A 25,744-nucleotide genomic window follows, 5' to 3' on the forward strand; every position below is an offset into this window, starting at 1 on the left:
GTTAGCTCCCCACACCGGCCATCAGAAGCCCCAGTTCCTTTTCGTCGGTCTCCGCAGACTGACGTTCCCCCATGATGTGTCCGTCGAACATCACCGCAACCCTATCTGCGAGTGCGAGAATCTCCTCAAGCTCCACCGAGACCAGCAGGATCGCCTTGCCCTTGTCGCGCAGGGCAACGATTTGCTGGTGGATGAATTCGATGGCACCGATGTCCACGCCGCGCGTCGGCTGGCCGATCAAAAGCAAGTCAGGGTTGCGTTCGATCTCGCGGGCCAGGACGATCTTTTGCTGGTTTCCGCCCGAGAAATTCTTGGCCGCCAGTGCCGGATTGGGCGGACGGACGTCAAAGCGCTGCATCTTGGCTTCGGTATCGCCTTTGATGGCCTTGTTGTTCAGCAGGATGCCGGACTGATAGGCCGGATCACGGTGATAGCCAAAGGCAGTGTTTTCCCAGGCGGAGAAATCCATGATCAGGCCTTCGCGCTGGCGGTCTTCGGGCACGTGGGCGATGCCGCGTGCGCGCCGGGATCGTCCGTCCGATAGTTTACCGCTGAGATCAAGTTGCTGCCCATTGACCTGAATATCGCCTGTTGCATCTGCGTAGCCGCCCAGAACTTCGAGCAGTTCGGATTGCCCGTTGCCGGCAACACCGGCAATGCCGACAATCTCACCGGCCCGCACCTGCAGATCAATTCCCTTGACCCGTTCGACACCGGCGTCATCCACGACCCGCAGCCCCTTGATGTCCAATATCACCTTGCCGGGGGTGGCCGGGGCCTTGTCCACCCGCAGCAGAACCTTGCGACCGACCATCAGCTCTGCCAGTTCGGCAGGCGAGGTCTCGGCGGTTTTGACGGTTGCGGTCATTTCACCGCGCCGCATCACGCTGACCGTATCGGTGGCTTCCATGATTTCACGCAGCTTATGCGTGATCAGAATGATGGTTTTGCCCTCTTCGCGCAGACGGTCCAGAATGCGAAAAAGCTGATCTGCCTCCGCAGGTGTCAGCACGCCCGTGGGTTCGTCCAGGATCAGAATATCGGCCTGACGGTACAGCGCCTTGAGGATTTCGACACGCTGTTGCATGCCCACACCCAGATCCTCGATCACCGCGTCGGGGTCCACATTGAGACCGTATTCGTGTTCCAGCTCCAAAAGCGTCTTGCGGGCCTTGGACAAGGACGGTTTCAGCAAACCGCCGTCTTCCGCGCCCAGAATGATATTTTCCAGCACCGTGAAATTCTCGACCAGCTTGAAATGCTGGAAAACCATCCCGATGCCTGCTGCAATGGCCGCCTGGCTGTCGGGGATTTCGGTTTTTCGACCGCTTATGAAAATCTCACCCTTATCGGCTTTGTAAAATCCGTAAAGGATCGACATGAGGGTGGATTTGCCCGCACCATTTTCGCCGATGATCCCGTGGATCGTGCCGGGCATAACGCGAATGGAGATATCCTTGTTGGCCTGAACCGGCCCAAAAGCTTTGGAAATACCTTTGAGTTCAATGGCCGGAGCAGAACCCGGAGCGGCAGTTTCCTGCCGCCCCGACGTGTTTTCAGCGCTCATGCTCAGAAGCTCAGAGCAGGGCAGCTGTCGTCCGAAGTGTAGTCGTGAACCGCCGTCGATCCATCGACAATGCTTGCCTTTGCAGCATCGACCTTGGACTTCATATCGTCGGACACAAGGGCGGCATTGTGTTCGTCCATTGCGTAGTCAACGCCTTCATCCGCGAGCGTCATCGCGCGGAAACCGGGCTTCACATCATCGCCCGCTTTCATGATGTCATAGACAGCCACGTCCACGCGCTTGAGCATGGATGTCAGAACCTTGCCGGGGTGCAGCGGGTTCTGGTTGCTGTCCACGCCAACGGACAGGATGCCTTCATCGGCGGCCGTTTGCAGAACCCCAACACCGGTGCCGCCTGCTGCGGCAAAGACCACATCTGCGCCCTGGCTGATCTGCGCCTTGGTTAGCTCAGATCCTTTCACCGGATCGTTCCAAGCCGACGGCGTGGTGCCCGTCATGTTGGAAATGACCGTCGCATCGGGGTTCACCGCCTTGACACCCTGCGCATAGCCGCAGGCGAATTTACGGATCAATGGCACGTCCATACCGCCGATAAAGCCAACGGTGCCCGATTCAGACGCCATTCCCGCCATCATACCTACGAGATAAGACCCTTCGTGCTCGGCGAAACCGATGGTCAATACATTGTCCTGATCAGGCACCCATCCGTCGATGGTGACAAAAACGGTGTCAGGGTAATCGGGCGCAACCTGCCCGATTGGATCGCTCATGGCAAAACCGGTTGTGATCACTGGATTTGCGCCAGCTTCTGCAAAGCGGCGCAGCGCCTGTTCGCGCTGCGCTTCGGATTGCAGTTCAATTTCCAAATACTTGCCACCGGTTTCGTCGGCCCAACGCTGCGCGCCATTATAAGCGGATTCGTTGAAAGATTTGTCGAATTTGCCACCCAGATCAAAGATCAGCGCGGGGTCTGCCAATGCGGTACCAGCTGACAGCGCAAGCGCTGCGGTGGCACCGAGGAATTTATGCATTAGGGTCATTCAGGGGTCTCCCAGTTGTGATTTTGGGGTAACGTTTCGGCAGTGTTCGGCGTCTCGTCACCCAGTATGAGCAGAGGTAATCTGTTCCTGCGTAAATTAGGGCCTAGCTGACGGGCAGGGTCAACCGGTTTTTCAAGAGATGCCGGGGGTTTTGGCTTGTTACCCGTGGGTTAGCTCAGTGCGCATGATCACCGCATCGACCGGATTGCGATCACGGCGCTTGTAATAGCCTTCCCGCCGCCCGCATTCTGCGAATCCATGTTTGACATAGAGAGACTGTGCTATGTCATTGTCAGCGGCGACTTCGAGAAATGCCGCCTTTATCCGAGGGATCGAGAGCCATCTGACTATCAGGGTGGTCGCAATCCCCTGTCGCTGCCGCGCAGGATGAACCGCGAGGGTCAGCAATTCTGATTCCCCAGCAACCGTCGAAATCAGCGCGAATCCACCCACTTGGGTGAGCAGATCAATATGGTTGCCCGCCGTCAGATCGGCGAACTCGATCTCTGACCACGGTCGATCGTCATGGAAGGCAGCGGTATGTATTTCGGCCATCTGCGCTGGCGTCACGGTAGAATCACCGGTGGGGCATCGCGCGCCGGGGCGGCATCAGCGGGCCGCAGATAAAGCGGTGCCGGGCGAGGGGGCGTATGCTGGTATCTCTCGGCCGTCAGCCGGGCGATGGAAACCGCTCCTTGATGCCGGGGTGCCTGCCCGGTTGCGCCGACAAGAGGTCCTTTGAATTCCGGCAGCTCATCTGCATGAACCAGAATCGGTTTCTGCGCAATTTCACCGTCAAAAACTTCCAGATACAATTGATCCCGGCGCGCAGCGATCGCACAGGCACAGGGACCGCTGGTTCCCAATCTGAGCGCGTCAAACCCCGAAACGCCGACAGCGGGGATGCCCAGCCCCAGTGCCAATCCACGCGCTGCTGACGCCGAGATACGGATGCCGGTGAAATTCCCTGGACCAATTCCGACCCCAACCGCACTGAGATTTTTGAAATCGAGGCCAGCGCTTTGCAACAGCTCTTGGCAAAGCCCGATCAATCGTTCGGCCTGACCCTTTGCCATGTGTTCTTCGGCCTGTGCGACGATCTGGTCACCGACCAGAACCGCCGCCGCACAAAATGCCGCAGAGGTATCAAAGGCCAGGATGATGGGGCTTGGGAGTGACATTGCGCGGCGTTATCTGGCCGGTTCGTCGGAAAGAAGCGCGTCTCTGCCGCTGTTTTGTTGCCTGGGCAGCCCATCCGCGAGATGCAGCCAGGCGTAGTTCGAGGCCGCATGGCAATGCATCGAAGGTTGCAGCGTCTCTGCCTGATCCAGAAGTCCAAGCGGCACGTAAATCTGGCCGGGCAGATAGTCGTATCGCGCGGCCAGAGGCGAGCCGCAGTCCTTGCAAAACCACCGATCCACACCCGGATGGTGCGAGCACGGCGGGCCCGGATCAGGCGAAATGGTCAGTATGGCTTCGGAAAACCCTGCAAAAGCGGCCAGCGGCGCGCCAGTGACGCGCTTGCAATCAGAACAATGGCAATAGACAACGCTTAGAGGTTCGGAAGATGCACGCAGCGATTTTGCCCCGCAGTAGCACCTGCCGGTGATCTTTTCCTGTTGATTGCTGTCGTTTGCCATCAAGGCGTTACGGAGCGACCGGGCGGACTTCGGTAACTTCCGGGATGTAATGCCGCAGCAGGTTTTCGATACCCATTTTCAGGGTGAGCGTGGATGACGGACACCCCGCGCAGGCCCCCTGCATGTGCAAATAGACAACGCCGCGGTCAAAGCCGTGGAAGGTAATGTCGCCACCGTCCTGAGCCACCGCCGGGCGCACGCGGCTGTCGAGCAGTTCCTTGATCTGACCGACAATCGCACCGTCTTCGCCAGTATGTTCGGCATGTCCGGAAACAGGTGTGTGGTCCCCGGCCATAACCGCCTGACCGGATTGAAAATGCTCCATAATCGCACCCAGTAGGGCGGGTTTGATATGATCCCAATCGACCGCATCTTCTTTCGTAACGGTCACAAAGTCCGTCCCGAAGAACACGCCGCTTACACCTTCAACCGCAAAAATTCGCGTGGCCAGCGGTGATTTGTCAGCTGTGTCCGCCGTTGGGAAATCGGCTGTCCCCATTTCCAGCACGGTCTGTCCGGGCAGGAATTTCAAGGTGGCCGGGTTTGGGGTCGATTCTGTTTGGATGAACATGGGACATCTCCTGAAGCTGATCCAGATATGCGGATCAGTGCCTCCTAAGTCAAGGTTTGGAATCATTCTAATCTGTCAAATCAAGCCGGATCACGCCCGGACACGTTTGATTTGTGGATCAGGTGATGGCTTCCAGTTTTTCTTTGCTCAGATCGCCGGGCACGATGGTAATCGGAATAGGCAAAGCGCCAGCGCTTTTCGTCAGTTGCGTCACAAGCGGGCCGGGGCCCTTCTTGTCCGTGCCGGCACCCAGAACCAAAACGCCGATTTCGGAATTTTCGTGAATTCGGGCAAGAATTTCTTCCACCGGACGCCCTTCGCGGATCACCAGTTCGGGATCGATTCCCTGCCGGTCACGCATCCATTTGGCAAAGACCTCGAAATGCACCTCAATGCGTTCACGGGCCTCTTCGCGCATGACCTCGCCCACGCCGATCCAGTGATTGAACTCATCTGGCGGGATGACGGAGAGGATTTCGACCCCGCCGCCTGTATGAGCGGCCCGCATGGCTGCAAATCGCATCGCATTCAGGCATTCGCGACTGTCATCAAGCACGACGAGAAACTTACGCATCTTTCGATGTCCCCCTTTATTGGCCAGATCATGACCTCAGATTGAAGGAGGCGCAATCTCATTCTACGGCATCGTTTTTCTGGACAGACGGTCTCGCAAGCGAGATGGTAGTGTTATGTTCTCGGGGGGGGCAGGCGGGATGCCCATGCTGCAACTTATATATGCGTCGCGGCCATTTGGTTACGATTTGAACATGCTGGCCAGTATTTTGGCCACATCTCGCGAGCGCAATGCCCGCGCCGATATTACAGGTGCCCTGATTTGCCGGTTTGATATCTTTTTGCAATTACTTGAAGGGCCCAAAGCTCAGGTCGAGTCCACATTCGAACGGATTTGTGCGGATGATCGGCACGTGGACGTTCTGCCGCTGGTCTCGGAGCCGGTCGAAGATCGGCTTTTTCCGCAATGGGCAATGAAACACGACCCCGCTGTTTCGTGGCTTTGGTCGCCTTTGGAAATTCACATGGGCGCGTTGGAAAACGCAAGCGTCCGGGACATTCGCGCCATTTTCCTCAAGGTCGCCATGGCCGATGGGTCATAGAGGCTCCGAGGCAGCCCAATCCCAATACATCTCACGCAATCTGCGCGCCATGGGACCAACCTGATACTGTGTGTCCTCAAAGGCCTTAACAGGTGTGATCTTTGACATGTTCCCGGTCATGAAGACCTCATCGGCCCCGTGAAAATCATCAAAGCTGAGAACCTGTTCGTGCACCTTGATCCCGTCTGCGGCCATGTTTTTCATATGGCGCGCTCGGGTGATGCCTGCAAGAAACGTGCCGTTAGCGATCGGCGTGAAGACTTCACCGTCCTTGACCATAAAAACATTCGCCGTGGCGGTTTCCGCGACATTGCCCATCGCGTCGGCAACAAGCGCATTGCCAAATCCTCGGGCGCGGACCTCCGTCAGCATCCGCGCGTTATTGGGGTAAAGGCACCCGGCTTTTGCGTTGACGACGTTGTCCTCCAGAACCGGTCGCCGGAACCGCGTGCGCGCTAAAGTGGTTGCCGCATCGGACGGAGCCATGGGAATCTGCTCAAGGCTGATGGCAAACCCCGTTTCTTCGGGGCGTGGCACGATCGCTGTCTCGTCGCCATGAATGCCCCAGTACATCGGCCTGATGTAGACGGCGTCGTCCGGTCCGTAATGCTTGAGGCCTTCGCGCACGATACCGATCATTTCTTCGGTTGTTACAGTGGGCGTCAACATCAGGGCCTCCGCCGATTTGTTGACCCGGGCACAGTGCGGCGCGAGGTCGGGCGCGCGGCCTGCAAAGAACCGTGCGCCGTCAAAAACGGTCGTTCCCAACCAGGCGCCATGGTCAGCGGCGTTCATGATCGGCACATCGCCGCGGTGCCATGTGCCGTTGAAATAGGTCGTAATGTTTGATCCAACGCTCATATGCAGGGTCTCCTGACCTGAGTGCATCTCTGACGCACCGGTCTGTTGTTTCTTGTGATATCCGTTAGCGGGCCCGGTAGACACCTTCCGGCAGATTCAGCGCGGCAGTCAGGTCACGCCATTGTTCTGGCGACAGGGAAATCGACACGGTTCGATCTGTGCGCGAATCGTATTGGTTCAGCAGGATGGCGCTTTCCGTCGCGTGGACCGTGACGTCCTCCTGCAACGGGGCTTTTCCATCATCCACAAGTGTGACAACTGTGGCATCAAATTCGTGCTCAATCGTAAACATGAGCGCAGACTACGCCATGTTTGTTGCAATGCAAGAGGGACAAAGCTGCGTGATCGGGGTGGTCGCTGACGATGAAAGTGCTAATGTCATGCGCGGTAAACGCAGTTCCGGAAGGAAGCAGAAAATGCGATTAAACAGTGTGGTGCCTATTATTGCGGCAATGGCCCTGGCAGGGTGCGAAGTGACGACAACATCATCGCCGGTCAACAGTCCCGCGCCTCAGGCACAGTCGGGTGGCAGTACGATTTCGGCTCAGAATGCGACACGCGCGTTCCGCAGCGTCGTCAGCACCGTCGAACCAGTGGCAGAGCGCGAATGCCGGGCCCGTACTTCGCGGGTCAATTGCGATTTCAAAATCCTCGTGGATGAAAGGCCAAACCAGCCCGCGAATGCCTTTCAGACGCTGGATAAATCGGGCCGCCCGATCATTGCCTTCACTCTGGCGCTGATAAAGGACGCCCGGAACACGGATGAGCTGGCCTTTGTGATGGGGCATGAAGCTGCGCATCACATCGCAGGTCACATCGCGCGCCAGCAGCAAAACGCTGTCGCGGGGGCTGTCATTGCCGGGAGCCTGGCGGTTCTGCTTGGCGGGACGGGTGAGGCTGTCGAATCTGCGCAGCGCACCGGAGCACAGGTTGGCGCGCGGACCTACTCGAAAGATTTCGAACTGGAAGCCGATGCGCTGGGCACCGTGATTACAGCGCGCGCAGGTTATGATCCCTTGCGGGGCGCGGAATTCTTCACGCGGATACCTGACCCGGGAGATCGGTTCCTCGGCACCCACCCGCCGAACCGACAGCGCCTTGAGACCGTGCGGCGGACGGCGGCGGGCTTATAGAAACCACAACCAGACCGCGTTACCTGGGCCTATTGCCATCGATCCATTTCGACATCATCACCTTGTCTCGAAAACACTCATGCGGAATTTCACGGCGTTTGATCCGTGCAATCCGCTCGGCAAAGGCAACCTGCTTGGAAGATGGGTAGTTGGCAAATTTGCCGGAAGGTGCTTTTGGCTTGTGCGCGTCGATCCATCGGGAAAGGGCCGCGCGGTCCGCGGCGGCGCTCCGGGGAATGGTCGCACCGGTTCTCAGGGCGATGGTTTGCGCGTACCGCACCTGTTTTTCAGTGGCTGGTTGTGGTTCGCCAATGGGTAAAGCGCCCTGTTCAGGCGCAAATAGGTTCGGAAATTGAGGTTCAAATGACATCATATGCCTCCCATCTGTTCCATTAATAAATAGAACATAAAGAGAACAAATTCAAGATGCGCCGCGCGTTGGATGATCCTAGATCAAAGTTTTGAGTGGCTGCCATCGCAAAGAGGCGCTTTTTGTGTCGCTTTGCATCCGCAGAAAAACAGCGTCTTGTCGGCCTCCGCTGTGTATTTCAAGGGTGAGAAAGAGGTTTCCTTGTGCGATCCGTCGCAAAAGGGCTGTTTGGAGGAGCGACCGCAGCTGCACCAGAAGTAGGTTTTTCCTTCGGTTACGTCGACGCGGTATGGCGATTTCTGTGCGATCTTTGGCGTATTGGTCATGTTGGCTCCGTCACAAGAGAATTGGCTTGGCCGCAGAAGTCGGCATTCCGAGCATACCGGAACCTCACCAAAAATCCCGTGTCAAATCTGAACGGGTTCTTTGTTGCGGGCGGGCTCTGGAAAGCCCCGGACAGACGTTTAGCCCACCAAACGGCCCCAAAGGTCGTATTCGCCGGCCTCATCGACCTTCACGGTAACGATGTCTCCTACGGACAGGCGGTCGAAGTTTTCATCTATAAAGAGGTTGCCATCAATCTCAGGCGCATCGGCCATGGTGCGACAGGTCGCCGCCTCATCATCTATTTCGTCAACAATCACGTCCAAATGTTTGCCGATTTTGGCAGTCAGTTTTGCCTCGGAAATGGCTTGCGCCTTGAGCATGAAACGCTCCCACCGATCCTGTTTTTCATCCGCAGGCACATGGTCGGGCAAAGCGTTGGAGCGCGCGCCATCGACGTTTTCGTATTGAAAACAGCCGACCCGGTCGAGTTGCGCTTCATCCATCCAGTCCAGCAGGGTTTGAAATTCCGCTTCTGTTTCGCCGGGATAGCCGACAATAAATGTGGAGCGCAGAGTCAGTTCGGGGCAAATTGCCCGCCAGGCCGCGATCTCATCAAGGGTTTTTGCGGCAGCGGCGGGGCGTGCCATCCGTTTCAAGACGTCGCCATGCGCATGCTGAAACGGAATATCCAGATAGGGCAAGATAAGCCCGTCGGCCATCATCGGGATCAGGTGGCGCACATGCGGGTAAGGGTAAACGTAGTGCAGGCGCACCCAGGCACCCAGAGAGCCCAGATCGCGTGCCAGATCGGTGATATGTGCGCGGTGACCGCGATCTTCAGCATGTTTGATATCAACGCCATAAGCAGAGGTATCCTGACTGATCACCAGCAGTTCCTTGACACCGTTTTCCACGAGTTTTTCGGCCTCACGGATCACCGCATGAGCCGGGCGTGACTGCAAGCGGCCCCGCATGTCCGGGATGATGCAGAATTTACACTTGTGATTGCAGCCTTCGGAGATTTTCAGATAGCTGAAATGGCGGGGTGTCAGGCGAACGCCAGATGCAGGCAAAAGATCGACAAAGGGATCCGGGCTTGGCGGCACAGCGTCGTGCACGGCATCCAGGACCTGTTCATATTGATGCGGTCCGGTGACCGCGAGCACGTTGGGATGCGCCCCGGTTATATAGTCGGGTTCTGCCCCAAGACATCCGGTGACGATGACACGGCCGTTTTCCTGCAAGGCCTCACCGATCGCCGACAGGCTTTCCGCCTTGGCACTGTCGAGAAATCCGCAGGTGTTCACAATGACGGCATTGGCTCCTGCATAGTCGGGCGAAATCCCGTAGCCTTCTGCGCGCAGGCGCGTGAGGATGCGCTCACTGTCGACCAGAGCCTTGGGGCATCCCAAGCTTACCATGCCAATCGTGGGCTGGCCCGGGCGGGTGGGCCCGGGTATTTGGGGCTTGGGGGCCAGATCGGGGCGCAGATTGGGTGGGTTTGTGCTCATGACTTGGGCTATAGTGGAAGTGAGGGGCCCCGAAAAGGGGCCTCATGGGCATAGGTGAGGGTGTGCGGATGAAGTGGGTTTTCCGGTTGATCGGATTGCTGGTCGTGATCGTTGTGGTCGCTGTGGTGTCGTTGTTCTTTCTCCCCGCGGAACGGGTGGCGCGGATTGCAACCGAACAGCTGCGCAATTTCACGGGGCGGGAGGTGTCAATCACCGGCGATGTGGCGTTGACGTTTTACCCGGTTCTCGGCGTAAGGGCTGGCGGGCTGGAGGTCGGGAACGCTGACTGGTCCGAACAAGGCCCGATGCTTCAGGCGGCGAATGCAGCTATTGGCGTGGATGCTCTGGGATTGCTTCGAGGCGAAATTAGGATCACCAATATCGAGGCGGAAAGCCCAACGATCCGGTTGGAGCAACGCCAGGATGGCCGCGCGAGCTGGCAATTCACTGATTCTTCCGGCGAGGCACAGATCGCCACGGAAACGGCCCCTGAACGGGCATCCCATCCCATCAGTATTGAACGGCTGAGGGTGACCGATGCCCGATTGATCTATGACGCCGAGGGCAGCGATCTGGTGTCCTATGAAGGTGTTGATCTGACGCTCGACTGGCCCGAGCGACTGGGTGCGGCAGAGATCACGGCCGTGCTGCGTCCTACGGCGCAACCGGTGATGGTTGGCGCCGTTATCGACGGTTTTGCCGGTTTTATCACCGGGGAGACACAGACCTTTACCGCTTCCGTAACCACGGCGGCTGGCAGCGTGTCATTTGGCGGGCGCGCCAGCACCGCGGGGGCTGTGGCCGGGGCCCTGACCCTCAAAACGGATACGACAAAGGCCTTTCTTGAAGCCTTGGGATTGCCCGGCGTCGACTTGCCGAGCAATCTGGGGCGTGTGATCAACATGACCACGGATCTGACGCTGACGCCGGATCGCAAGCTGTCGCTGCGCGACCTCAAGGTCGATCTGGGAGACAACAGCCTGACGGGTGCTGCAGATATCGAACTCAATGGCGTGCCGATCATCAATGCCCAGCTCGATGCCGGTGCGCTTGATTTGAAACAGGACACCGCGGAGCCATCAGGCGGCAGCGGTGGCGGTTCGTCGGCGGGTGGAAGCGCCTCAAGCGGTTGGTCGACAGAGCCGATTGATGCCAGCGGTCTGGCGGCTTTCAACGGCGAAATTGCCCTGTCAGCTCAAAGCATCGACCTGGGTCAGTTTCAACTCGGTCAGACCCGCACCATTTTGCGCAATGATCGCGCGCGGATGGTCTTTGAATTGCGTGAAGTGCAGGCTTACGGCGGTGATGTCACCGGCGAGTTTGTGATCAACAACCGGTCCGGCCTGTCGGTTGGCGGCAATTTGGGCGCGCGGGCCATTCAAATGCAGCCCCTGCTTTCCGATGCTGCGGGATTGAACCGGCTTACAGGGCAGGGGGACGCCAAATTGAGCTTCCTGGGGTCGGGGTCTTCGGTGGATGCAATCATGCGGTCTTTGTCCGGAGATGGCTCGCTGGCGATTGGGAAAGGCACGATCCAGGGGATCGACCTCGACCGATTGATGCGGTCGGGTGATGTCGGGGCGGGTACAACCGTCTTTGACAGCCTGACGGGGACATGGGCCATTGCGTCGGGTGTGCTGAACAATAAGGACCTGCTCTTACAGCTCAAGAACTACCGCGCAACCGGGGCCGGGAACATTGGCTTGGCCGCACAGAATATGGATTACACCGTGACACCGATTGCCTTGCGGGCGAACAGCGGACAGGGCATTTCCATACCAGTGCGCTTTGTCGGGCCATGGTCGGACATCTCCATCCGCCCGGACCTCGAGGCCGCCTTCGAAGCGGAATTGGATGCCAAGAAGGATGAATTGAAAGACAAGGCCAAGGAGAAGCTGAACCAGAAGCTGGGTGTCAGTGCACAGCCGGGTCAATCCGCAGAAGATGCCGTAAAAGACAAAGTCAAAGACAAACTGTTACGCAAGCTATTTGACTAATGCGTTTCGACGCTACCTTGAGACATTATGCATCGCTGGTGTCGGTCTTGCCGCATATACCTGTGAGTGGGGTCGCCAGACGCTGCACAGTCAACTGAGAGAGCAGGGTCAAATGCGCAACGGGTTGGCCTTTGCCATGGCGTCAAACTGCATCAACGTCTCGATGAGCTTAGGCATTTGATCAAGATAAATCATATTGGGCCCGTCGCAGGGGGCATTGTCCGGATCCTGATGGGTTTCCATGAAGATGCCGCCCACGCCCACGGCTGCGGCTGCGCGCGCCATGACCGGGGCAAACTCACGCTGCCCGCCCGAAGAGCCGCCACGCCCGCCCGGCTGCTGCACCGAATGGGTGGCGTCCATCACTACCGGGTAGCCCGTCTGCGCCATCTGCGGTAGCGACCGCATGTCGACCACAAGCGTGTTGTAGCCGAAGGTTGTGCCGCGCTCGGTCAGCAGAATGCGCCGGTTGCCGGTGGATTCGATCTTGGTGACGATGTTCTCCATCTCCCAAGGTGCGAGGAACTGACCTTTCTTCACGTTGATCGCGGCGCCGCTGTTGCCAGCGGCCAGCAGCATGTCGGTTTGGCGACAGAGAAAAGCTGGAATCTGGATGATATCGACCACATCTGCGGCGATGGCGCATTGCGCCTCGGAGTGTACATCGGTGATGACCGGGATCTGGTTGGTCCGGGCCACGGATTCCAGCACTTTCAGGCCTTCGTCGATCCCCATCCCGCGCGCGCCATCCAGCGAGGTGCGGTTGGCCTTGTCATAAGAGGCCTTGAAGACATATTGCGCGCCCGCCGCATCACAGGCTTCTTTCATCCTACCGGCGATCATCTGCGCGTGATCCGCGCTTTCCAGCTGGCAGGGGCCGGCAATCACGGTGAGTGGTCGGTCATTGCCGATTGTCAAATCGCCGACAGAAACATGGGTCATATCAGGAGGTCACCTGTTCACGCAAAATGGAAGCAGTAAGCGAGATCATCAGGTAGATGCCTGCGAAGATCAAGAAGGCAACAATGGTGTTTTCGAACTTGCGGGGATAACTGGGCTCCTCCGACGGCACCGGTTCCACGCTGGTGGTCAGATATCGTACCTGCCGGTTGGCCTCCATCCGCGTCTGCTCCATCTGCTGCAACGCGGATTGCAACAACATATCGCGTGTCGCAAGGTCGGCCTGCGCCATTTGGATGCGCACGCTGAGCTGCGCGAGGGAGTTCTGGCCCTGGCTGGCATCGGTCATGCGAGCATTGAGCTCGGCCAACTGCTCGTTCAGGCGCCGCACATCGCCTCTGGCACCGTCTACCCGTGACTGGTTTGGTCGCGCATTGTCGAGCAAAGCCGCAAGTTGCAGCTCTTTTTCAAGCAATTGTATCTCGACTTGGTTGATTTGGCCTCGCAGCGCGGCAATTACCGCCTCCGGATCAAGTGTCGCGCCCTCGATCTGCAGTTTAACCAAAGCTTCCTGCGCAAGGCGGCGCTCCTCTTCGGATTTTTCAAAACTTGCCTGCGCTTCGGACATCTGGTCGCCGCGCTTTTGCTGGCTAAGAGAATTTACCCGCTCCTCCGCATAGTTGATCAGCGCAGCGCTGATGTCCGCGCTCACATGCGGATCGGCGGCGATGACTTCCATGCGCAACACGCCTTCTGTCGGATCATAGCCAACCTTGACGTTCTTTTTGTAGGTCTTGAAGGCCTGCTCGTTCGAGGGATCAGCGGCCAGGCGCTGGATCGGATCAATGCTCGGCTGCGCGAAATGGGATTTGAACCCAACATCGGCGTCCAGTCGCAACATGGCATCCTTGGATTGCAAATAGGATTGAACCGCGATGCTGTCCTGAGACGTGGCAAACTGGGTGCCGGACAGCAAGCCACCAATACCACCTCCCTGATTGTCGGCCTGAAGTATCAGGAATTCCGACTTGGTCGAATACATTGGCGTGGCAACCGCATAGTAATACCAGCCCGCAAGGATTGTTGGCAGGAATACGAAGAACGACAGACGGGCCAGAAGCATGCCCATCTTGCGGCGGCGACGTTTGGTGATGTCGCGCTGAATCTCCGAAATCTGCCGATTGCGCAAATCTGCGGGGTTCAGTTCGGTTGACGGCAGAGTTTCCTTGTCCATCGGCAGTGTTTGCGGCAGCTGGACCCGTCCTGTCTCGCCGGCATTGCTCGTTTTCCCGTCAGTTTTTACTTTACCGTTTTGGATCGGATCATCCGGGTTTTGCGGGATAACCAGCTCCAGCATGTTCGACCGCTGGAACGGATCAATGCCCCGACTGCGCAGCAGCCGCACAGCGTCGAAATCCGACGTCGCGGCGAGACCGTTCTTGTGAGCCACTCTGCGGGCCATGCGCAATTGACGGCCTGTCAGCCCCTCACGCCGGATGGCATCAAGCTCGGCCGCCGCGTTTTCGGCACTGGGTGCACGCGCTTTTGGCGTAGCAGCCGGTGCATCCGTTGTCCTGGGTTTTGCCGCGTCCGGATCTTGGGCCGCGGGGCGCTCCGCAGGAGCAGCCTTTTCCGCGTTGGCGCCCGGCGTTGTCCGCTTGATGCGGAACTTTCTAGCTGTGGGTTTGGTAGTCATAAAGCCGTTTCGCTTCTTCCAACGTGTCGAACATGTGAAATTGACCCCCGACCAGAACGGCCGCAGAGCGGGCAAATTTCTCAAGCGTTTTTGCCTGATGTGACACAATAATGATTGTTGTGGTGCGCAGACGTTCTTGCAGAATCTCGCCCGCTTTGCGGTTGAACTCAACATCTGTCGTGCCGGGCATGCCTTCGTCGATCAGATACATGTCAAAATCCAGCGCCAGCATGAGCGAGAACGAAAACCGTGCGCGCATTCCGGCTGAATAAGTGCCAAGTGGCTGGTCGAAATACTCGCCCAGCCCACATAACCAGCGGCAAAAACTTTCTACGTAATCCGGGTCAAGCCCGTACAGACGGGCGATATAGCGGGCATTCTCCATCGCCGAGACCTTTGTCACGACACCGCCCATAAAGCCCAAGGGGAAGGAAATATTACACCCGCGGCGGATTTCGCCCTCATCGGGTTTTTCCAATCCAGCCATCATGTTGATCAGGGTTGTTTTGCCCGTTCCGTTCGGTGCAAGGATGCCAAGCGAGTTGCCAAGCTCAACCTTGAAAGACACATGGTCAAGGATCACCTTGTGTTGGGATCCCGTCCAAAATGATTTCGATACATTTTCGAACGCCAGCATGACCTGCTCCGGTTGCGCGTTGACCCGGACATGGGTCTGCCTGCCCTCTGTTATCAGAGGTTGTTTACGGATTATCTACCTTGTTGGGCAATATTATGTCTTAATTAGAAACAAATGTACAACGGATACGCGGATCGCCATTTTTTGCGAGTGGCGGGTTTTCGCCCGTCCAAGTCTGGCCAGCCTGTGTGCTTTTCAACCCGGTTGTTTTTGAACGCGTAGCAGTATGCCGGCGATGATGCTCACAATGGCTGCGGCAAAGCTGAACAAGGCCCCCATTTTTGCGGCATCCTGAACGTCACCCGGTGCAAATGCCACTGAGGCGACGAAGAGAGAGACCGTGAAACCGATTGCCGCCACGCAGCCGATGACAATCAGGTCGACAGTGCGCATACCCTGGGGCAATCCCAGCCGCAGGGGGCCCGCTGCAATCCAGCCGAAGATCAATATGCCGACAGGTTTGCCGATGAGCAGACCGGCCAGGACCAGCCAAGTCGCGTCCCCGATGGAGGAAAACTGAACACCTGCATTCAGAAGGCCGAAGAAGAAGAGCACAATCTCAACCGGACCTTTGAGCCCATGTTCGATCTGGTTCAAAAGATCGGTGAGGTATTTTTCGGCCTCGGCAAAAATCCCGAAGGCCCGATCCGCATGGGGAATTGTTGGAACTATTGGCAGCAGGCCAAGCGCAGGGTGCAGGCCGGATCGCATGAAGCCGTACCAACTCAGACAGGCAGCGATAAAGTAGGGCAGAAAATGCAACCTGGTACGGACCCAGGTTGACGTGGGGCGTGCCTGATTGCCACGGTCCAGACGGCGCGGCAGCCAGTTGGCGAGAAGGTAGACAGCGATGGCTGCCCCGGCAGAAAACAGTAACCACGCAGGTGCAAGCTCGCCCGAGGGGTAGAAAACCGCCAGAATGATGAGCCCGGCGGCGTCATCTGCGATCGCCAGAAGCAACAGGAACCGCACCGCCGGGTGGCCAGCGCCAAAGACGATCCGGCCCACCAGATAGGAAAACGCGATGTCTGTGGCTGTAGGTATCGCCCAGCCGTTTGCAACGGCATTGTAGGTGTCCGACCCCAGCAGCAGTGCCAGGCCAAGGTAGACAGAGATCGGGCCAACCATACCGCCAAGCGTTGCAAACAAAGGAGTCGCCGCCTTTTTACCGCGTAAGGAGCCGTTTTTCAGAATGACGGCTTCCCAGACTTCCTTGGCTGCGATGGCGAAGAAGAATGCCATTAAAACATCGTTGACGAGGTAATGCAGGGTCAATGTGCGGTGGCCGTCATGCAGGTGTCCGATCGGCGCATGATCCCAGATTTTGAATTCAACAAAATGGTGATAGCTGTCGTAATCCAGGTTCGCCCACACCAACGCGATCAGCGCGCCGATGATCAACAGAAGTGAATAGTTGGTCAGAAAGCTCCACACCCGATACATTGACGCCCCCCTGTCATTTCAACCTTGCTACGCGATGCGCGGGAGCTGATCAACGGGGGGACGAAATTGTGATATCGACGGAGGTGAGGGCTTATGCAATTGCCTGCCAGATCATGCCTGCGATGACAGATCCGATCAGCGCGTAGCCAAGATACGCGATGAAGACCTTCGGTTTCACCAATGCCCAGACCGCAATGGCTGCGGGAATACAACTGACCCCACCGGCAATCACAAAGGACATGGCAGCACCGGGGGCCATACCCTGGGCCAGCAGGGCGTCAACCAGCGGTACGGCGGCGTAGCCGTTGAGGTATGCCGGGGCGCCGACCAATGCCCCCATGAGGATGGGCCAGATACCTTCGCCGCCCAACAGTCCGGCAATCATCTCTGCGGGGACATAGGCGAGCATCATCGCCTCGATGACATATGCCAGCGTCAGCCATTTCAGCAGGAAGAGGGCGTTTTCCAGCGCGGTGTCCTTGAACACGGCGCTGCGCTCTGATGCCTGCCAGAACCGCCAGACCGGGGTCCCGCTGAAAGGTTCCTTGACGCCGCAGCACCCACCGACGGCGGGGCGTTCTCTCAGCGGGTTTGAAAACACCGGTGTGTTGGCAAAGAGCATTGTGCCAAAGCCGCCCAGGACACCGAGACCGATGGCGGACAGTGCTTTTGCCGTTGCAAACTCCCAGCCCAGAGTTCCGGATGTGATCGCGAACATTGCAGGGTCCATCAGGGGAGACGCCAGCCAGAAAGCCATGACAGCGCCCAGCGGCGCACCCACAGCCAGCAGAGCCGCGATGAAGGGGATCACTTCGCAGCTACAGAAGGGGGACAAGCCCCCCAGCAAGGCGGCCATCACCATCATGCGTGCTTGATTTCCTGAAAAGGCCTTGGCGAGGAGGTTTTCGGACCCGGATGCCTTGAGGTAGGCCACAGCGAGGACTGCAAAAAGAATGAAAGGCGCTGTACCTGCCAATGCTTCGATCAGAAAGGTGAGCGTTGGCGTGAACTGCGGAGTGTCGAAGACAGCAATTAGCAACAGAAGCACCAGAGTGACACCCCATGCGTTGAGCTTGGGAAAACGGCGAGCGCTGTCTTGGGAGTGGGTTGTGTCAGCCATGATCGTGATCTCCACAGGGGGAAGGGCTGTCGGCACAGCATTCGTTCAACAGGAACTCCGAAAGGCCCTGCACCTCTTCATAGGCAATTGCAGCACAGATGATACTGCGCCCTTGTTTTGCCTGCGTGACCAATCCGGCGGATGCCAGTATTTTCATATGATGCGTCAGGGTAGACCCCGTGACGCCGGTTCGGGTGCCAAGTTCACCGATGCTGAGGCCTTCCGGGCCGGCGCGTACAAGGCTCCGCAAAACAGCGAGGCGTTGCTCTGAGCCGAGTGCAGCAAAGCGCGCGGCAGCTATAGTGAGATCAAGATCTTCGGGTTTATTTATTTTCATGATTCTAGAAATATAGAATCAATACTTCGCTGGCAAGAGACATTTCGATGAAATTCGAAATAATGATGATCGCCCTGATGGCTCAGAAAAATACCGAGATCACAGCAATGGCGGGCGGCGTCGACAGTGTTTCTTGGGTCGCCATCTCAATGATCAGGCCTGATCCTTCCTGGGCACCCCGCCCGGCGAACCCTATCCCTGCAGCGCCTTGACGCCGACATCACCGTCGGCCTGCGCACGGATGGCGAGGGCAGCGGCATAGCTGCCGGCCGCGGTCGTGAAATAAGGTATCTTGTCGTAAAGCGCGATGGAGCGGATGGATTTGCTGTCCTCCACTGCCTGCGCGCCTTCGGTGGTGTTCATCACCAGATGAATGGCCTCGTCCTTCATCATGTCGGTCACGTCGGGGCGGCCCTCATAGACCTTGTTGACCACACCGCAGGCCAGATCGTGACCTGTCAGCCATTTGGCGGTGCCGCGGGTTGCGACCAGCGAGAAGCCCTGATCAAGCAGGATACGTGCGGCAGAGAGCATGTCGTCGGTTTTATCCGCATCCTTGATCGACAGGAATGCGCACCCCTTGGACGGCAGGATCGTGCCCGCGCCCATCTGCGCCTTGAGGAAAGCGCGCGGGAAATCGCGGTCCCATCCCATGACCTCGCCGGTGGAGCGCATTTCGGGGCCCAAAAGCGTGTCCACGCCGGGGAAGCGGGCGAAGGGCAGCACGGCCTCCTTGACCGAAAACCACGGCATGTTCGGATCGGCCAGCGTCATCGGATCGCCCAGGGGCAGGGTGGCCTCATAGGCGGCATCGGCGTCATAGGGGGCGCGCTGCGGGAAATTGCTGAGCGGTTCACCGGCCATGATGCGCGCGGCGATGGAGGCAATGGCCGAATCCGTGGCCTTGGCGACAAAGGGCACGGTGCGCGAGGCACGCGGATTGACCTCGATGAGGAAAATCTCGCCGTCCTTGATGGCGAACTGGATGTTCATCAGCCCCACAACGTTCAGCGCCTTTGCTAGCGCGTGGGTCTGGGTTTCGATCTCCGCTATCACATCGCGGGGCAGCGAATAGGGGGGCAGGGAGCAGGCGCTGTCGCCGGAATGCACGCCCGCCTCTTCAATGTGCTGCATGATGCCAGCCACATGGACGTCTTCACCGTCACAAAGTGCGTCCACATCCAGTTCAACCGCCCCGGCCAGATAGCTGTCAAGCAGAACGGGGCTGTCGCCCGACACCACCACGGCGCTGGTGATGTAGCGTTCCAGACTGGCCTGATCACGCACGATTTCCATCGCGCGCCCGCCCAGCACATAAGACGGCCGGATGACCAGCGGGAAGCCGATATCCTTTGCAATTTCAAGCGCTTCGGCGTCTGAATGGGCAATGCCGTTGTTGGGCTGTTTCAGGCCAAGCCCCTGAACCAGCTGTTGGAACCGCTCTCGGTCTTCGGCCAGATCAATGGCGTCGGGCGTGGTGCCCAGAATAGGGATGCCCTCTTCGTGCAGAGCCTGCGCGATCTTGAGCGGCGTCTGTCCGCCGAACTGCACGATCACCCCGTGCAATGTGCCGTTTTCCTGCTCCACCCGCAGGATTTCCATGACATGCTCAAAGGTAAGCGGTTCGAAATAAAGCCGGTCGGAGGTGTCATAATCGGTGGAAACTGTTTCGGGATTGCAGTTGACCATGATGGTTTCATAGCCCGCATCCGTCAGTGCGTAGCAGGCATGGCAGCAGCAATAGTCAAATTCGATCCCCTGACCGATGCGGTTGGGACCACCGCCCAGAATGACCACTTTCTTGCGGTCGGACGGGCGCGCTTCGCACTCGACCTCGCCAAAAACCGGGGCTTCATAGGTGGAGTACATATAAGGCGTTTGCGCCTCGAATTCGGCTGCACAGGTGTCGATGCGCTTGAAGACAGCAGTCACGCCTTCGGCATGGCGGGTCTTGCGAACCTCACTCTCGGTTTTGCCCGAAAGCTCGGCTAGGCGAGCGTCGGTGAAACCCATCATCTTGAGGTGTCGCAGACCGGCGGCATCGCGCGGCAGCCCGTTCATGTGGACCTGCGCCTCAGCCTGGATGATCTCGCGGATACGGGCGAGGAACCACGGGTCGAACATGGTCACCGCGTGGATATCTTCGTCGCTCATGCCGTGGCGCATGGCCTGTGCGATCGTACGCAGCCGGTCAGGGGTCTGCTGGCTGATTGCCTTGACAATGGCCGCGGTGTCAGGCGCGCCGGGGATGTCGATTTCGTTGAAACCGGTCAGCCCCTCTTCCATGGAAGCCAGCGCTTTTTGCATGGATTCGTGGATCGTGCGGCCAATCGACATGGCCTCGCCGACAGATTTCATTGCGGTGGTGAGGTCCGGCGTGGAGCCGGGGAATTTCTCAAAGGCGAATTTCGGGATTTTGGTGACGACATAGTCAATGGTCGGCTCAAATGACGCCGGCGTGACCTTGGTGATATCATTGTCAAGCTCATCCAGCGTGTAGCCCACCGCAAGTTTTGCGGCGATCTTGGCAATCGGAAATCCTGTCGCCTTGGAGGCCAGCGCAGAGGATCGGCTGACCCGTGGGTTCATTTCAATCACCACCATGCGACCGTCTTCAGGGTTCACCGCCCATTGCACGTTGGAACCACCGGTCTCCACGCCGATCTCGCGCAGCACTGCGATGGAGTGGTTTCGCATGATCTGGTATTCTTTGTCCGTGAGCGTCAACGCAGGGGCCACGGTGATGCTATCGCCGGTGTGCACGCCCATCGGGTCTACGTTTTCGATGGAGCAAACGATGATCGCGTTGTCGGCAGTGTCGCGCACCACCTCCATCTCGTATTCCTTCCAGCCCAGAAGGGATTCATCAACGAGGATTTGCCCCACAGGCGAGGCATCCATGCCGGAGCGGCAGATCGCCTCGTAGTCATCGCGGTTGTAGGCCACGCCACCACCGGTACCGCCCATGGTGAATGCCGGGCGAATGATCGCTGGCAGTCCGACCTCTTCCAAGGTTTCAAGGGCGATCGCCACACCTGCGGCCAGATCCTTCTTGCCGTTTTCATCTTTCGGGGCGGTGACAATGGCAGCTTTGGGGTTTTCGATGCCCAGCCGATCCATCGCTTCGCGAAAGAGCTTGCGGTCCTCGGCCATCTCGATGGCGTCGCGTTTGGCCCCGATCATCTCGACGTTGAACGTGTCCAGGACACCCATTTCTTCAAGCGCCAACGATGTGTTGAGACCGGTCTGCCCGCCCATCGTCGGCAGCAATGCGTCGGGACGTTCTTTTTCAATGATCTTTGCCACCATCTCGGGCGTGATGGGCTCGATATAGGTGGCATCCGCAAGGCCCGGGTCGGTCATGATCGTCGCGGGGTTGGAGTTGACTAGAATGACCCGGTAACCTTCCTCCTTGAGCGCTTTGCAGGCCTGAGCGCCGGAGTAGTCGAATTCGCAGGCCTGTCCGATCACGATGGGGCCAGCTCCGATGATCATGATGGAATTGATATCGGTTCTCTTTGGCATGATCAGGCCCCTTATCTTCTGGACACGCCCGTGTGTCCAAATTGTCCTGCGTTATAGGCAAGCGCGGGCGCTGCGCAAGGGGGGAATGACGCTGTGGGCAGGATAATGGAAGACAATACGCACAGACGATAAAAAGGCGACCGCATCAGGGTCGCCTACATCATCCTTTTTGGGATATATCTCAGGATTTCTTGCGACGCCGCATCACGCCGAAACCAGCAAGAGCGGTGCCCAACAGCATCATGGAGGCAGGGATTGGTACAGGCGACACATCTACCAGTTCCACATCGTCGAGAGATATGGTGGTTTCGTCATTCGGTACGTCGTCCTGTACAAAAAACTGTGGTTGCGAACCACCGCCAATGCCACCCGGGAAGCCGCCGAACGACCCGAACCGCAGGCGGTCAAGGGGAATGCCCGCAAATGTACGCGGTGTGAAAACCTGCGGTACATTCAAGACGTTCAGCGCTTCGGAGATAACTTCCTTATCATCCAGGAAGCCTGTCACGGTGACGACATCGCCAAACAATTTGTCGGTGCTCAGTTCAACCGATTTGAATTCAAAAGGTTTGTCCAGAGACACAACTTCAAAAAACGAGACAGTCGTGTCCGAAAAAGAAGCGAGCTTGACTTTGATGTCGCCGTCATCCGACCCAAACGCAGCATTCTGAGCTCTGAACTCGACGCCCGCGGATTCAGCACCCTGCACGCTGTCGGCAATGGAGAAACGTTGAAAATTAAGGGATGACGCAGCCACGGCTGCCGTCAGGCCAAGCCCGGCAGTAAGTACAAGTGTGAACAAGTTCTTCATAAATCCCTCACCAACGAAATCACCAAAAAACTGACATTACGCATTACAGAAGACTCCAAAAACACGAAAAATGCAAGAAATTTGATAAAAACTTATTGAATTACAGTGTATTTAGCCGTTTTCAACGCCGCAATGGCACCTGTTGATAACTATTGTTCTCAACTGCGAAACAGTGATCCCCAAGACTAGTCCAGTTTGAAAAAAGCTCTCAGCGCGGCTTCAAACTCACGCGGTTTATCCGCGTGAAGCCAGTGACCGGCAGCCGGCAGCTTTGCAAAACGCGCAGTTGGAAAGAGTTTTTTGATGATGGGGCGGTGTTCTGGGGTGACGTAGTCGGAGTCCGCCCCGGTCAAGAATAACGTTGGCTTGTCGAACTGGCCAGCGATCTGTGGAAAGGAGAGTATCTTGTCCATTTCCTCGGCAAGTACGTCCAGATTCAAGCGCCAGCGTTTAGCGTTATGGTCGAGAGACTGTGTAAAGAAACTCTGCAACGCGGGTTCGACACCCAATTCTGCAAGTTGCTTCTCTGCATCTGACCGGCGTGTGATCTGCGTCAGATCAACGCCGCGCATTGCGGTGATGAATTGTATCTGGCTGTGGGTATAGGCTACCGGGGCAATATCACCGACGACCAATCGTTCGACCAGCTGAGGGTTTTCCAAGGCCAGCACCATGGCTGCCTTGCCCCCCATGGAATGCCCGACAACATGTACGGGGCCTCCGATCTGCTCGATCATTTCTGCCAGATCACCGGCCATATCGGCATAGGTGTGTGTCGGTTTCCAGTCGCTGTAGCCATGGTTGCGCTGATCAACGGTGATCACATGCGCCACGTCGGACAGGCGTTTGGCGATGGCCCCCCAGTTTCGTCCGGACCCGTAAAGACCGTGAACGATCAAAATCTTTGGCGCATCCTTGGCACCGAATTCATAAGAGTTCAGCATGCGTAAGAGCTAGCGGATTCGATCTTCATCTGCCAGCCCTATTGCGCCGGATCAACCGGGATGGTTAGGTTTTGCGATGAAATCACCTGACGATATAGAACAGATGGCGCAGGCGCTGAAAGACGCGATGCAAAAGCACCTGGGCGTTAAAGGGCGCAATCTCCGACACGCGGTTCGAAAGGCCGGACGTCGCCTGCCCAAGAAGTTGCGGGCCCCTGCAAGGCTGATGGCTCAGGCAGAAGCCGTCAGCGGCAATCTGAAGCTTTTGCGGCAGCTTGATACAAGCAAGATTGAAAGCGCCTATGCAGACCTTTCTGCGCATCTGTCGGCGATTGATCGTGCTGCCGAAAGGCGCGCGCGCATTCTGTCAGTGCTGGCGGTCATAGCTTTCAACCTGATCATTGTTTTTGCCGCCTGGGTGATCTGGCTGAAGGCGCGCGGTTCTATCTGAATATCTGTCAAGACTCGATCCCAACGGATGCGCGCCACCCCGATACCTTAAAAGTAACCCGGAAAACCGGATGCCTCAGTCGCCAGATGGATAACTGGCCGTTCACCATGCCGCCATTGCCGGCATCAGGAGTTTCGGCCGCAAAAAGGCGCTATAGCGTTTCGACTTTACGTTGGATCGCTTGTTCGCGGCTTCTTCCTTCAGTGACACGCGAAAAGCGATGTTCGATGTCTCAAGGTAAAGTCGAAATGCTGAAGTATTTCATATCTGTCGTTTGGAGACGTCACCCGATCAGCCCATTGCCACGTTGCTACCAAATGAAACGCCCCCAAGGGGAAACCCAGGGGGCGCTCTCATTGCAAAAATATGGTAGTCAGAGGTTTGGATACATCGGAAAACGCGCGCAAAGTTCCGCAACTTCGGCCTTGACCTTCTCTTCGACCGCCGCGTTGCCTTCTTCGCCGTTGGCCGCAAGCCCGTCGACAACTTCGATGATCCAGTCGGCGATCTGGCGGAATTCGGGTTCGCCAAATCCGCGCGTGGTTCCGGCGGGGCTGCCCAGACGAATGCCCGAGGTGATGGTTGGTTTTTCTGGATCGAAAGGCACGCCGTTCTTGTTGCAGGTGATATGCGCCCGGCCCAGAGCCTTTTCGGTGGCGTTCCCTTTGACGCCCTTGGGACGCAGGTCAACCAGCAGCACGTGCGTGTCGGTGCCATGGGTGACCGTGTCCAGCCCGCCCTTGATCAATTGATCGCTGAGGGCTTGCGCATTGGCGATGACCTGCTTGATGTAGTCCTTGAATTCCGGGCGCAGCGCTTCGCCAAAGGCAACGGCTTTGCCGGCGATGACATGCATCAGCGGGCCGCCCTGAATGCCGGGGAAGATGGCTGAATTGAATTTCTTCGCCAGCGCCTCGTCATTGGTCAGGATCATCCCACCGCGCGGGCCCCTCAAAGTTTTATGCGTTGTCGTTGTGGCCACATGGGCATGCGGGAAGGGGCTGGGGTGTTCACCCGCAGCTACGAGGCCCGCGAAATGTGCCATGTCCACATGCAGATAAGCGCCCACCATATCGGCAATCTCGCGCATGCGGGCAAAGTCGATCTGGCGCGGAATGGCGGAGCCGCCCGCGATGATCATCTTGGGCTGATGCTCTTTGGCGAGCGCTTCGACCTGATCGTAATCGAGCAGATTGTCTTGTTGGCGCACGCCGTATTGCACCGCATTGAACCACTTGCCCGATTGGTTGGGACGCGCGCCATGGGTCAGGTGACCGCCTGCATCCAGGCTCATGCCGAGGATCGTGTCACCGGGCTGTAATAGCGCCTGAAATACCCCTTGGTTGGCTTGCGAGCCGGAGTTCGGCTGCACATTTGCAAACCCGCATTCAAAGAGCTTGCAAGCCCGCTCTATCGCCAGTTCCTCCGCAATATCAACATATTGGCAGCCGCCATAATAGCGTCGGCCAGGGTAGCCTTCAGCATATTTGTTGGTCATGATGGAGCCTTGCGCCTCCAGCACGGCCGCTGAGACGATGTTTTCCGAAGCGATCAGTTCAATCTCGTCGCGCTGACGGCCCAATTCCTTGGTGATCGACCCGAAAATTTCAGGATCACTGTCAGCCAGTCTGGCCGTAAAGAAACCGGGGGTTCGGTGGGGGGCATTCATAGGTCGTCTCCCTGTCAAAAAGAGCGTTGATTTGCCGCTGCGTAACGGAAACCGCAAAGGGGTAAAAGATGGTAAAGCGACGCATGGCGGGGTCAGTGCGTCGTTCTAGCGTTTTGGC

26 protein-coding genes are annotated in these 25,744 nt (G+C 57.6%); 4 read left to right on the forward strand and 22 right to left on the reverse strand.

What is annotated here, in order from left to right; translation table 11 throughout:
* Window position 1: 1 nt before the first annotated feature.
* From Q0802_RS05480 to Q0802_RS05510, 7 genes are all read right to left on the reverse strand, one after another.
* Window positions 2-1,567, reverse strand: coding sequence for an ABC transporter ATP-binding protein (locus tag Q0802_RS05480; RefSeq protein ID WP_298914745.1), 1,566 nt, complete (start codon window positions 1,565-1,567; stop codon window positions 2-4).
* Window positions 1,568-1,569: 2 nt separating this feature from the next.
* A complete protein-coding gene (locus tag Q0802_RS05485) occupies window positions 1,570-2,568 on the reverse strand; it encodes a BMP family ABC transporter substrate-binding protein (protein WP_298914748.1) in 999 nt (332 codons plus the stop codon).
* A gap of 159 nt (window positions 2,569-2,727) precedes the next feature.
* Window positions 2,728-3,138, reverse strand: coding sequence for a GNAT family N-acetyltransferase (locus Q0802_RS05490; RefSeq protein WP_298914751.1), 411 nt, complete (start codon window positions 3,136-3,138; stop codon window positions 2,728-2,730).
* Complete coding sequence (gene tsaB / locus Q0802_RS05495; RefSeq protein ID WP_298914754.1) at window positions 3,135-3,749, reverse strand: tRNA (adenosine(37)-N6)-threonylcarbamoyltransferase complex dimerization subunit type 1 TsaB; 615 nt, start codon at window positions 3,747-3,749, stop codon at window positions 3,135-3,137. Before tsaB ends, Q0802_RS05490 begins: the two co-directional genes overlap by 4 nt.
* 9 nt (window positions 3,750-3,758) lie before the next feature.
* Window positions 3,759-4,208 (reverse strand): GFA family protein, encoded by a 450-nt coding sequence (locus Q0802_RS05500; RefSeq protein WP_298914757.1) that lies wholly within the window; start codon window positions 4,206-4,208, stop codon window positions 3,759-3,761.
* A gap of 7 nt (window positions 4,209-4,215) precedes the next feature.
* On the reverse strand, window positions 4,216-4,779 hold the full coding sequence (locus tag Q0802_RS05505; protein WP_298914760.1) for a NifU family protein: 564 nt from the start codon (window positions 4,777-4,779) through the stop codon (window positions 4,216-4,218).
* Window positions 4,780-4,897: 118 nt separating this feature from the next.
* On the reverse strand, window positions 4,898-5,353 hold the full coding sequence (locus tag Q0802_RS05510; protein ID WP_298914761.1) for a universal stress protein: 456 nt from the start codon (window positions 5,351-5,353) through the stop codon (window positions 4,898-4,900).
* A gap of 145 nt (window positions 5,354-5,498) precedes the next feature.
* Between Q0802_RS05510 and Q0802_RS05515 the strand changes: the two genes are divergently transcribed.
* Window positions 5,499-5,894: a BLUF domain-containing protein gene (locus tag Q0802_RS05515; protein WP_298914764.1), complete on the forward strand. Its 396-nt coding sequence runs from the start codon at window positions 5,499-5,501 to the stop codon at window positions 5,892-5,894.
* Here the strand turns inward: Q0802_RS05515 and Q0802_RS05520 are convergent.
* Complete coding sequence (locus Q0802_RS05520; RefSeq protein WP_298914767.1) at window positions 5,889-6,755, reverse strand: branched-chain amino acid aminotransferase; 867 nt, start codon at window positions 6,753-6,755, stop codon at window positions 5,889-5,891. The two genes, Q0802_RS05515 and Q0802_RS05520, sit on opposite strands and share 6 nt — an antisense overlap.
* Window positions 6,756-6,819: 64 nt before the next feature.
* Window positions 6,820-7,047: a hypothetical protein gene (locus Q0802_RS05525; protein ID WP_298914772.1), complete on the reverse strand. Its 228-nt coding sequence runs from the start codon at window positions 7,045-7,047 to the stop codon at window positions 6,820-6,822.
* 124 nt (window positions 7,048-7,171) lie between these two features.
* Here Q0802_RS05525 and Q0802_RS05530 point away from each other — a divergent pair, with 124 nt between their 5' ends.
* On the forward strand, window positions 7,172-7,888 hold the full coding sequence (locus Q0802_RS05530) for a M48 family metallopeptidase (RefSeq protein ID WP_298914775.1): 717 nt from the start codon (window positions 7,172-7,174) through the stop codon (window positions 7,886-7,888).
* A 19-nt stretch (window positions 7,889-7,907) separates the two neighbouring features.
* Here the strand turns inward: Q0802_RS05530 and Q0802_RS05535 are convergent, their stop codons facing one another.
* The 3 genes from Q0802_RS05535 to rimO all read right to left on the reverse strand — a co-directional run bounded on the left by Q0802_RS05535 (window position 7,908) and on the right by rimO (window position 10,096).
* Window positions 7,908-8,258, reverse strand: a complete 351-nt coding sequence (locus Q0802_RS05535) for a hypothetical protein (protein ID WP_298914778.1) — start codon at window positions 8,256-8,258, stop codon at window positions 7,908-7,910.
* Between the two features lie 83 nt (window positions 8,259-8,341).
* Window positions 8,342-8,584, reverse strand: a complete 243-nt coding sequence (locus Q0802_RS05540) for a CDGSH iron-sulfur domain-containing protein (protein WP_298914780.1) — start codon at window positions 8,582-8,584, stop codon at window positions 8,342-8,344.
* Window positions 8,585-8,722: 138 nt separating this feature from the next.
* Window positions 8,723-10,096 carry a 30S ribosomal protein S12 methylthiotransferase RimO gene (rimO, locus tag Q0802_RS05545; RefSeq protein ID WP_298914782.1) on the reverse strand — a complete coding sequence of 458 codons (1,374 nt, stop codon included), beginning with the start codon at window positions 10,094-10,096 and terminating at the stop codon, window positions 8,723-8,725.
* 68 nt (window positions 10,097-10,164) lie between these two features.
* Here rimO and Q0802_RS05550 point away from each other — a divergent pair, with 68 nt between their 5' ends.
* Window positions 10,165-12,093, forward strand: a complete 1,929-nt coding sequence (locus Q0802_RS05550) for an AsmA family protein (protein WP_298914785.1) — start codon at window positions 10,165-10,167, stop codon at window positions 12,091-12,093.
* Window positions 12,094-12,201: 108 nt separating this feature from the next.
* Here the strand turns inward: Q0802_RS05550 and kdsA are convergent, their stop codons facing one another.
* The 9 genes from kdsA to Q0802_RS05595 form a co-directional block, all read right to left on the reverse strand.
* A complete protein-coding gene (kdsA, locus tag Q0802_RS05555; RefSeq protein ID WP_298914788.1) occupies window positions 12,202-13,035 on the reverse strand; it encodes a 3-deoxy-8-phosphooctulonate synthase in 834 nt (277 codons plus the stop codon).
* A gap of 1 nt (window position 13,036) precedes the next feature.
* The gene (locus Q0802_RS05560; RefSeq protein ID WP_298914790.1) at window positions 13,037-14,689 is read right to left on the reverse strand and encodes a capsule biosynthesis protein; all 1,653 of its coding nucleotides are present in this window, start codon (window positions 14,687-14,689) and stop codon (window positions 13,037-13,039) included.
* Window positions 14,667-15,326 carry an ATP-binding cassette domain-containing protein gene (locus Q0802_RS05565; RefSeq protein WP_298914792.1) on the reverse strand — a complete coding sequence of 220 codons (660 nt, stop codon included), beginning with the start codon at window positions 15,324-15,326 and terminating at the stop codon, window positions 14,667-14,669. The genes Q0802_RS05560 and Q0802_RS05565 overlap by 23 nt, the downstream gene beginning before the upstream one ends.
* A 195-nt stretch (window positions 15,327-15,521) precedes the next feature.
* Window positions 15,522-16,769: a Na+/H+ antiporter NhaA gene (locus Q0802_RS05570; protein WP_298914794.1), complete on the reverse strand. Its 1,248-nt coding sequence runs from the start codon at window positions 16,767-16,769 to the stop codon at window positions 15,522-15,524.
* Between the two features lie 91 nt (window positions 16,770-16,860).
* Window positions 16,861-17,889, reverse strand: a complete 1,029-nt coding sequence (locus Q0802_RS05575) for a permease (protein ID WP_298914796.1) — start codon at window positions 17,887-17,889, stop codon at window positions 16,861-16,863.
* Entirely contained in the window at window positions 17,882-18,226 is a 345-nt protein-coding gene (locus tag Q0802_RS05580) for a metalloregulator ArsR/SmtB family transcription factor (protein ID WP_298914799.1), read from the reverse strand. Before Q0802_RS05580 ends, Q0802_RS05575 begins: the two co-directional genes overlap by 8 nt.
* 192 nt (window positions 18,227-18,418) lie before the next feature.
* Complete coding sequence (gene carB / locus Q0802_RS05585) at window positions 18,419-21,751, reverse strand: carbamoyl-phosphate synthase large subunit (protein WP_298914802.1); 3,333 nt, start codon at window positions 21,749-21,751, stop codon at window positions 18,419-18,421.
* Between the two features lie 181 nt (window positions 21,752-21,932).
* Window positions 21,933-22,562 carry a VPLPA-CTERM sorting domain-containing protein gene (locus Q0802_RS05590; RefSeq protein WP_298914805.1) on the reverse strand — a complete coding sequence of 210 codons (630 nt, stop codon included), beginning with the start codon at window positions 22,560-22,562 and terminating at the stop codon, window positions 21,933-21,935.
* A 185-nt stretch (window positions 22,563-22,747) separates the two neighbouring features.
* Window positions 22,748-23,506 (reverse strand): alpha/beta fold hydrolase, encoded by a 759-nt coding sequence (locus tag Q0802_RS05595; RefSeq protein WP_298914808.1) that lies wholly within the window; start codon window positions 23,504-23,506, stop codon window positions 22,748-22,750.
* Window positions 23,507-23,582: 76 nt separating this feature from the next.
* Between Q0802_RS05595 and Q0802_RS05600 the strand changes: the two genes are divergently transcribed.
* Window positions 23,583-23,957 carry a hypothetical protein gene (locus Q0802_RS05600; RefSeq protein WP_298914812.1) on the forward strand — a complete coding sequence of 125 codons (375 nt, stop codon included), beginning with the start codon at window positions 23,583-23,585 and terminating at the stop codon, window positions 23,955-23,957.
* 373 nt (window positions 23,958-24,330) lie between these two features.
* Here Q0802_RS05600 and glyA read toward each other — a convergent pair whose 3' ends face one another.
* A complete protein-coding gene (gene glyA, locus Q0802_RS05605) occupies window positions 24,331-25,626 on the reverse strand; it encodes a serine hydroxymethyltransferase (RefSeq protein ID WP_298914815.1) in 1,296 nt (431 codons plus the stop codon).
* Window positions 25,627-25,744 lie beyond the last annotated feature (118 nt).

The sequence above is a fragment of the uncultured Roseobacter sp. genome (assembly GCF_947495275.1).
Taxonomy (GTDB): Bacteria; Pseudomonadota; Alphaproteobacteria; order Rhodobacterales; family Rhodobacteraceae; genus Roseobacter.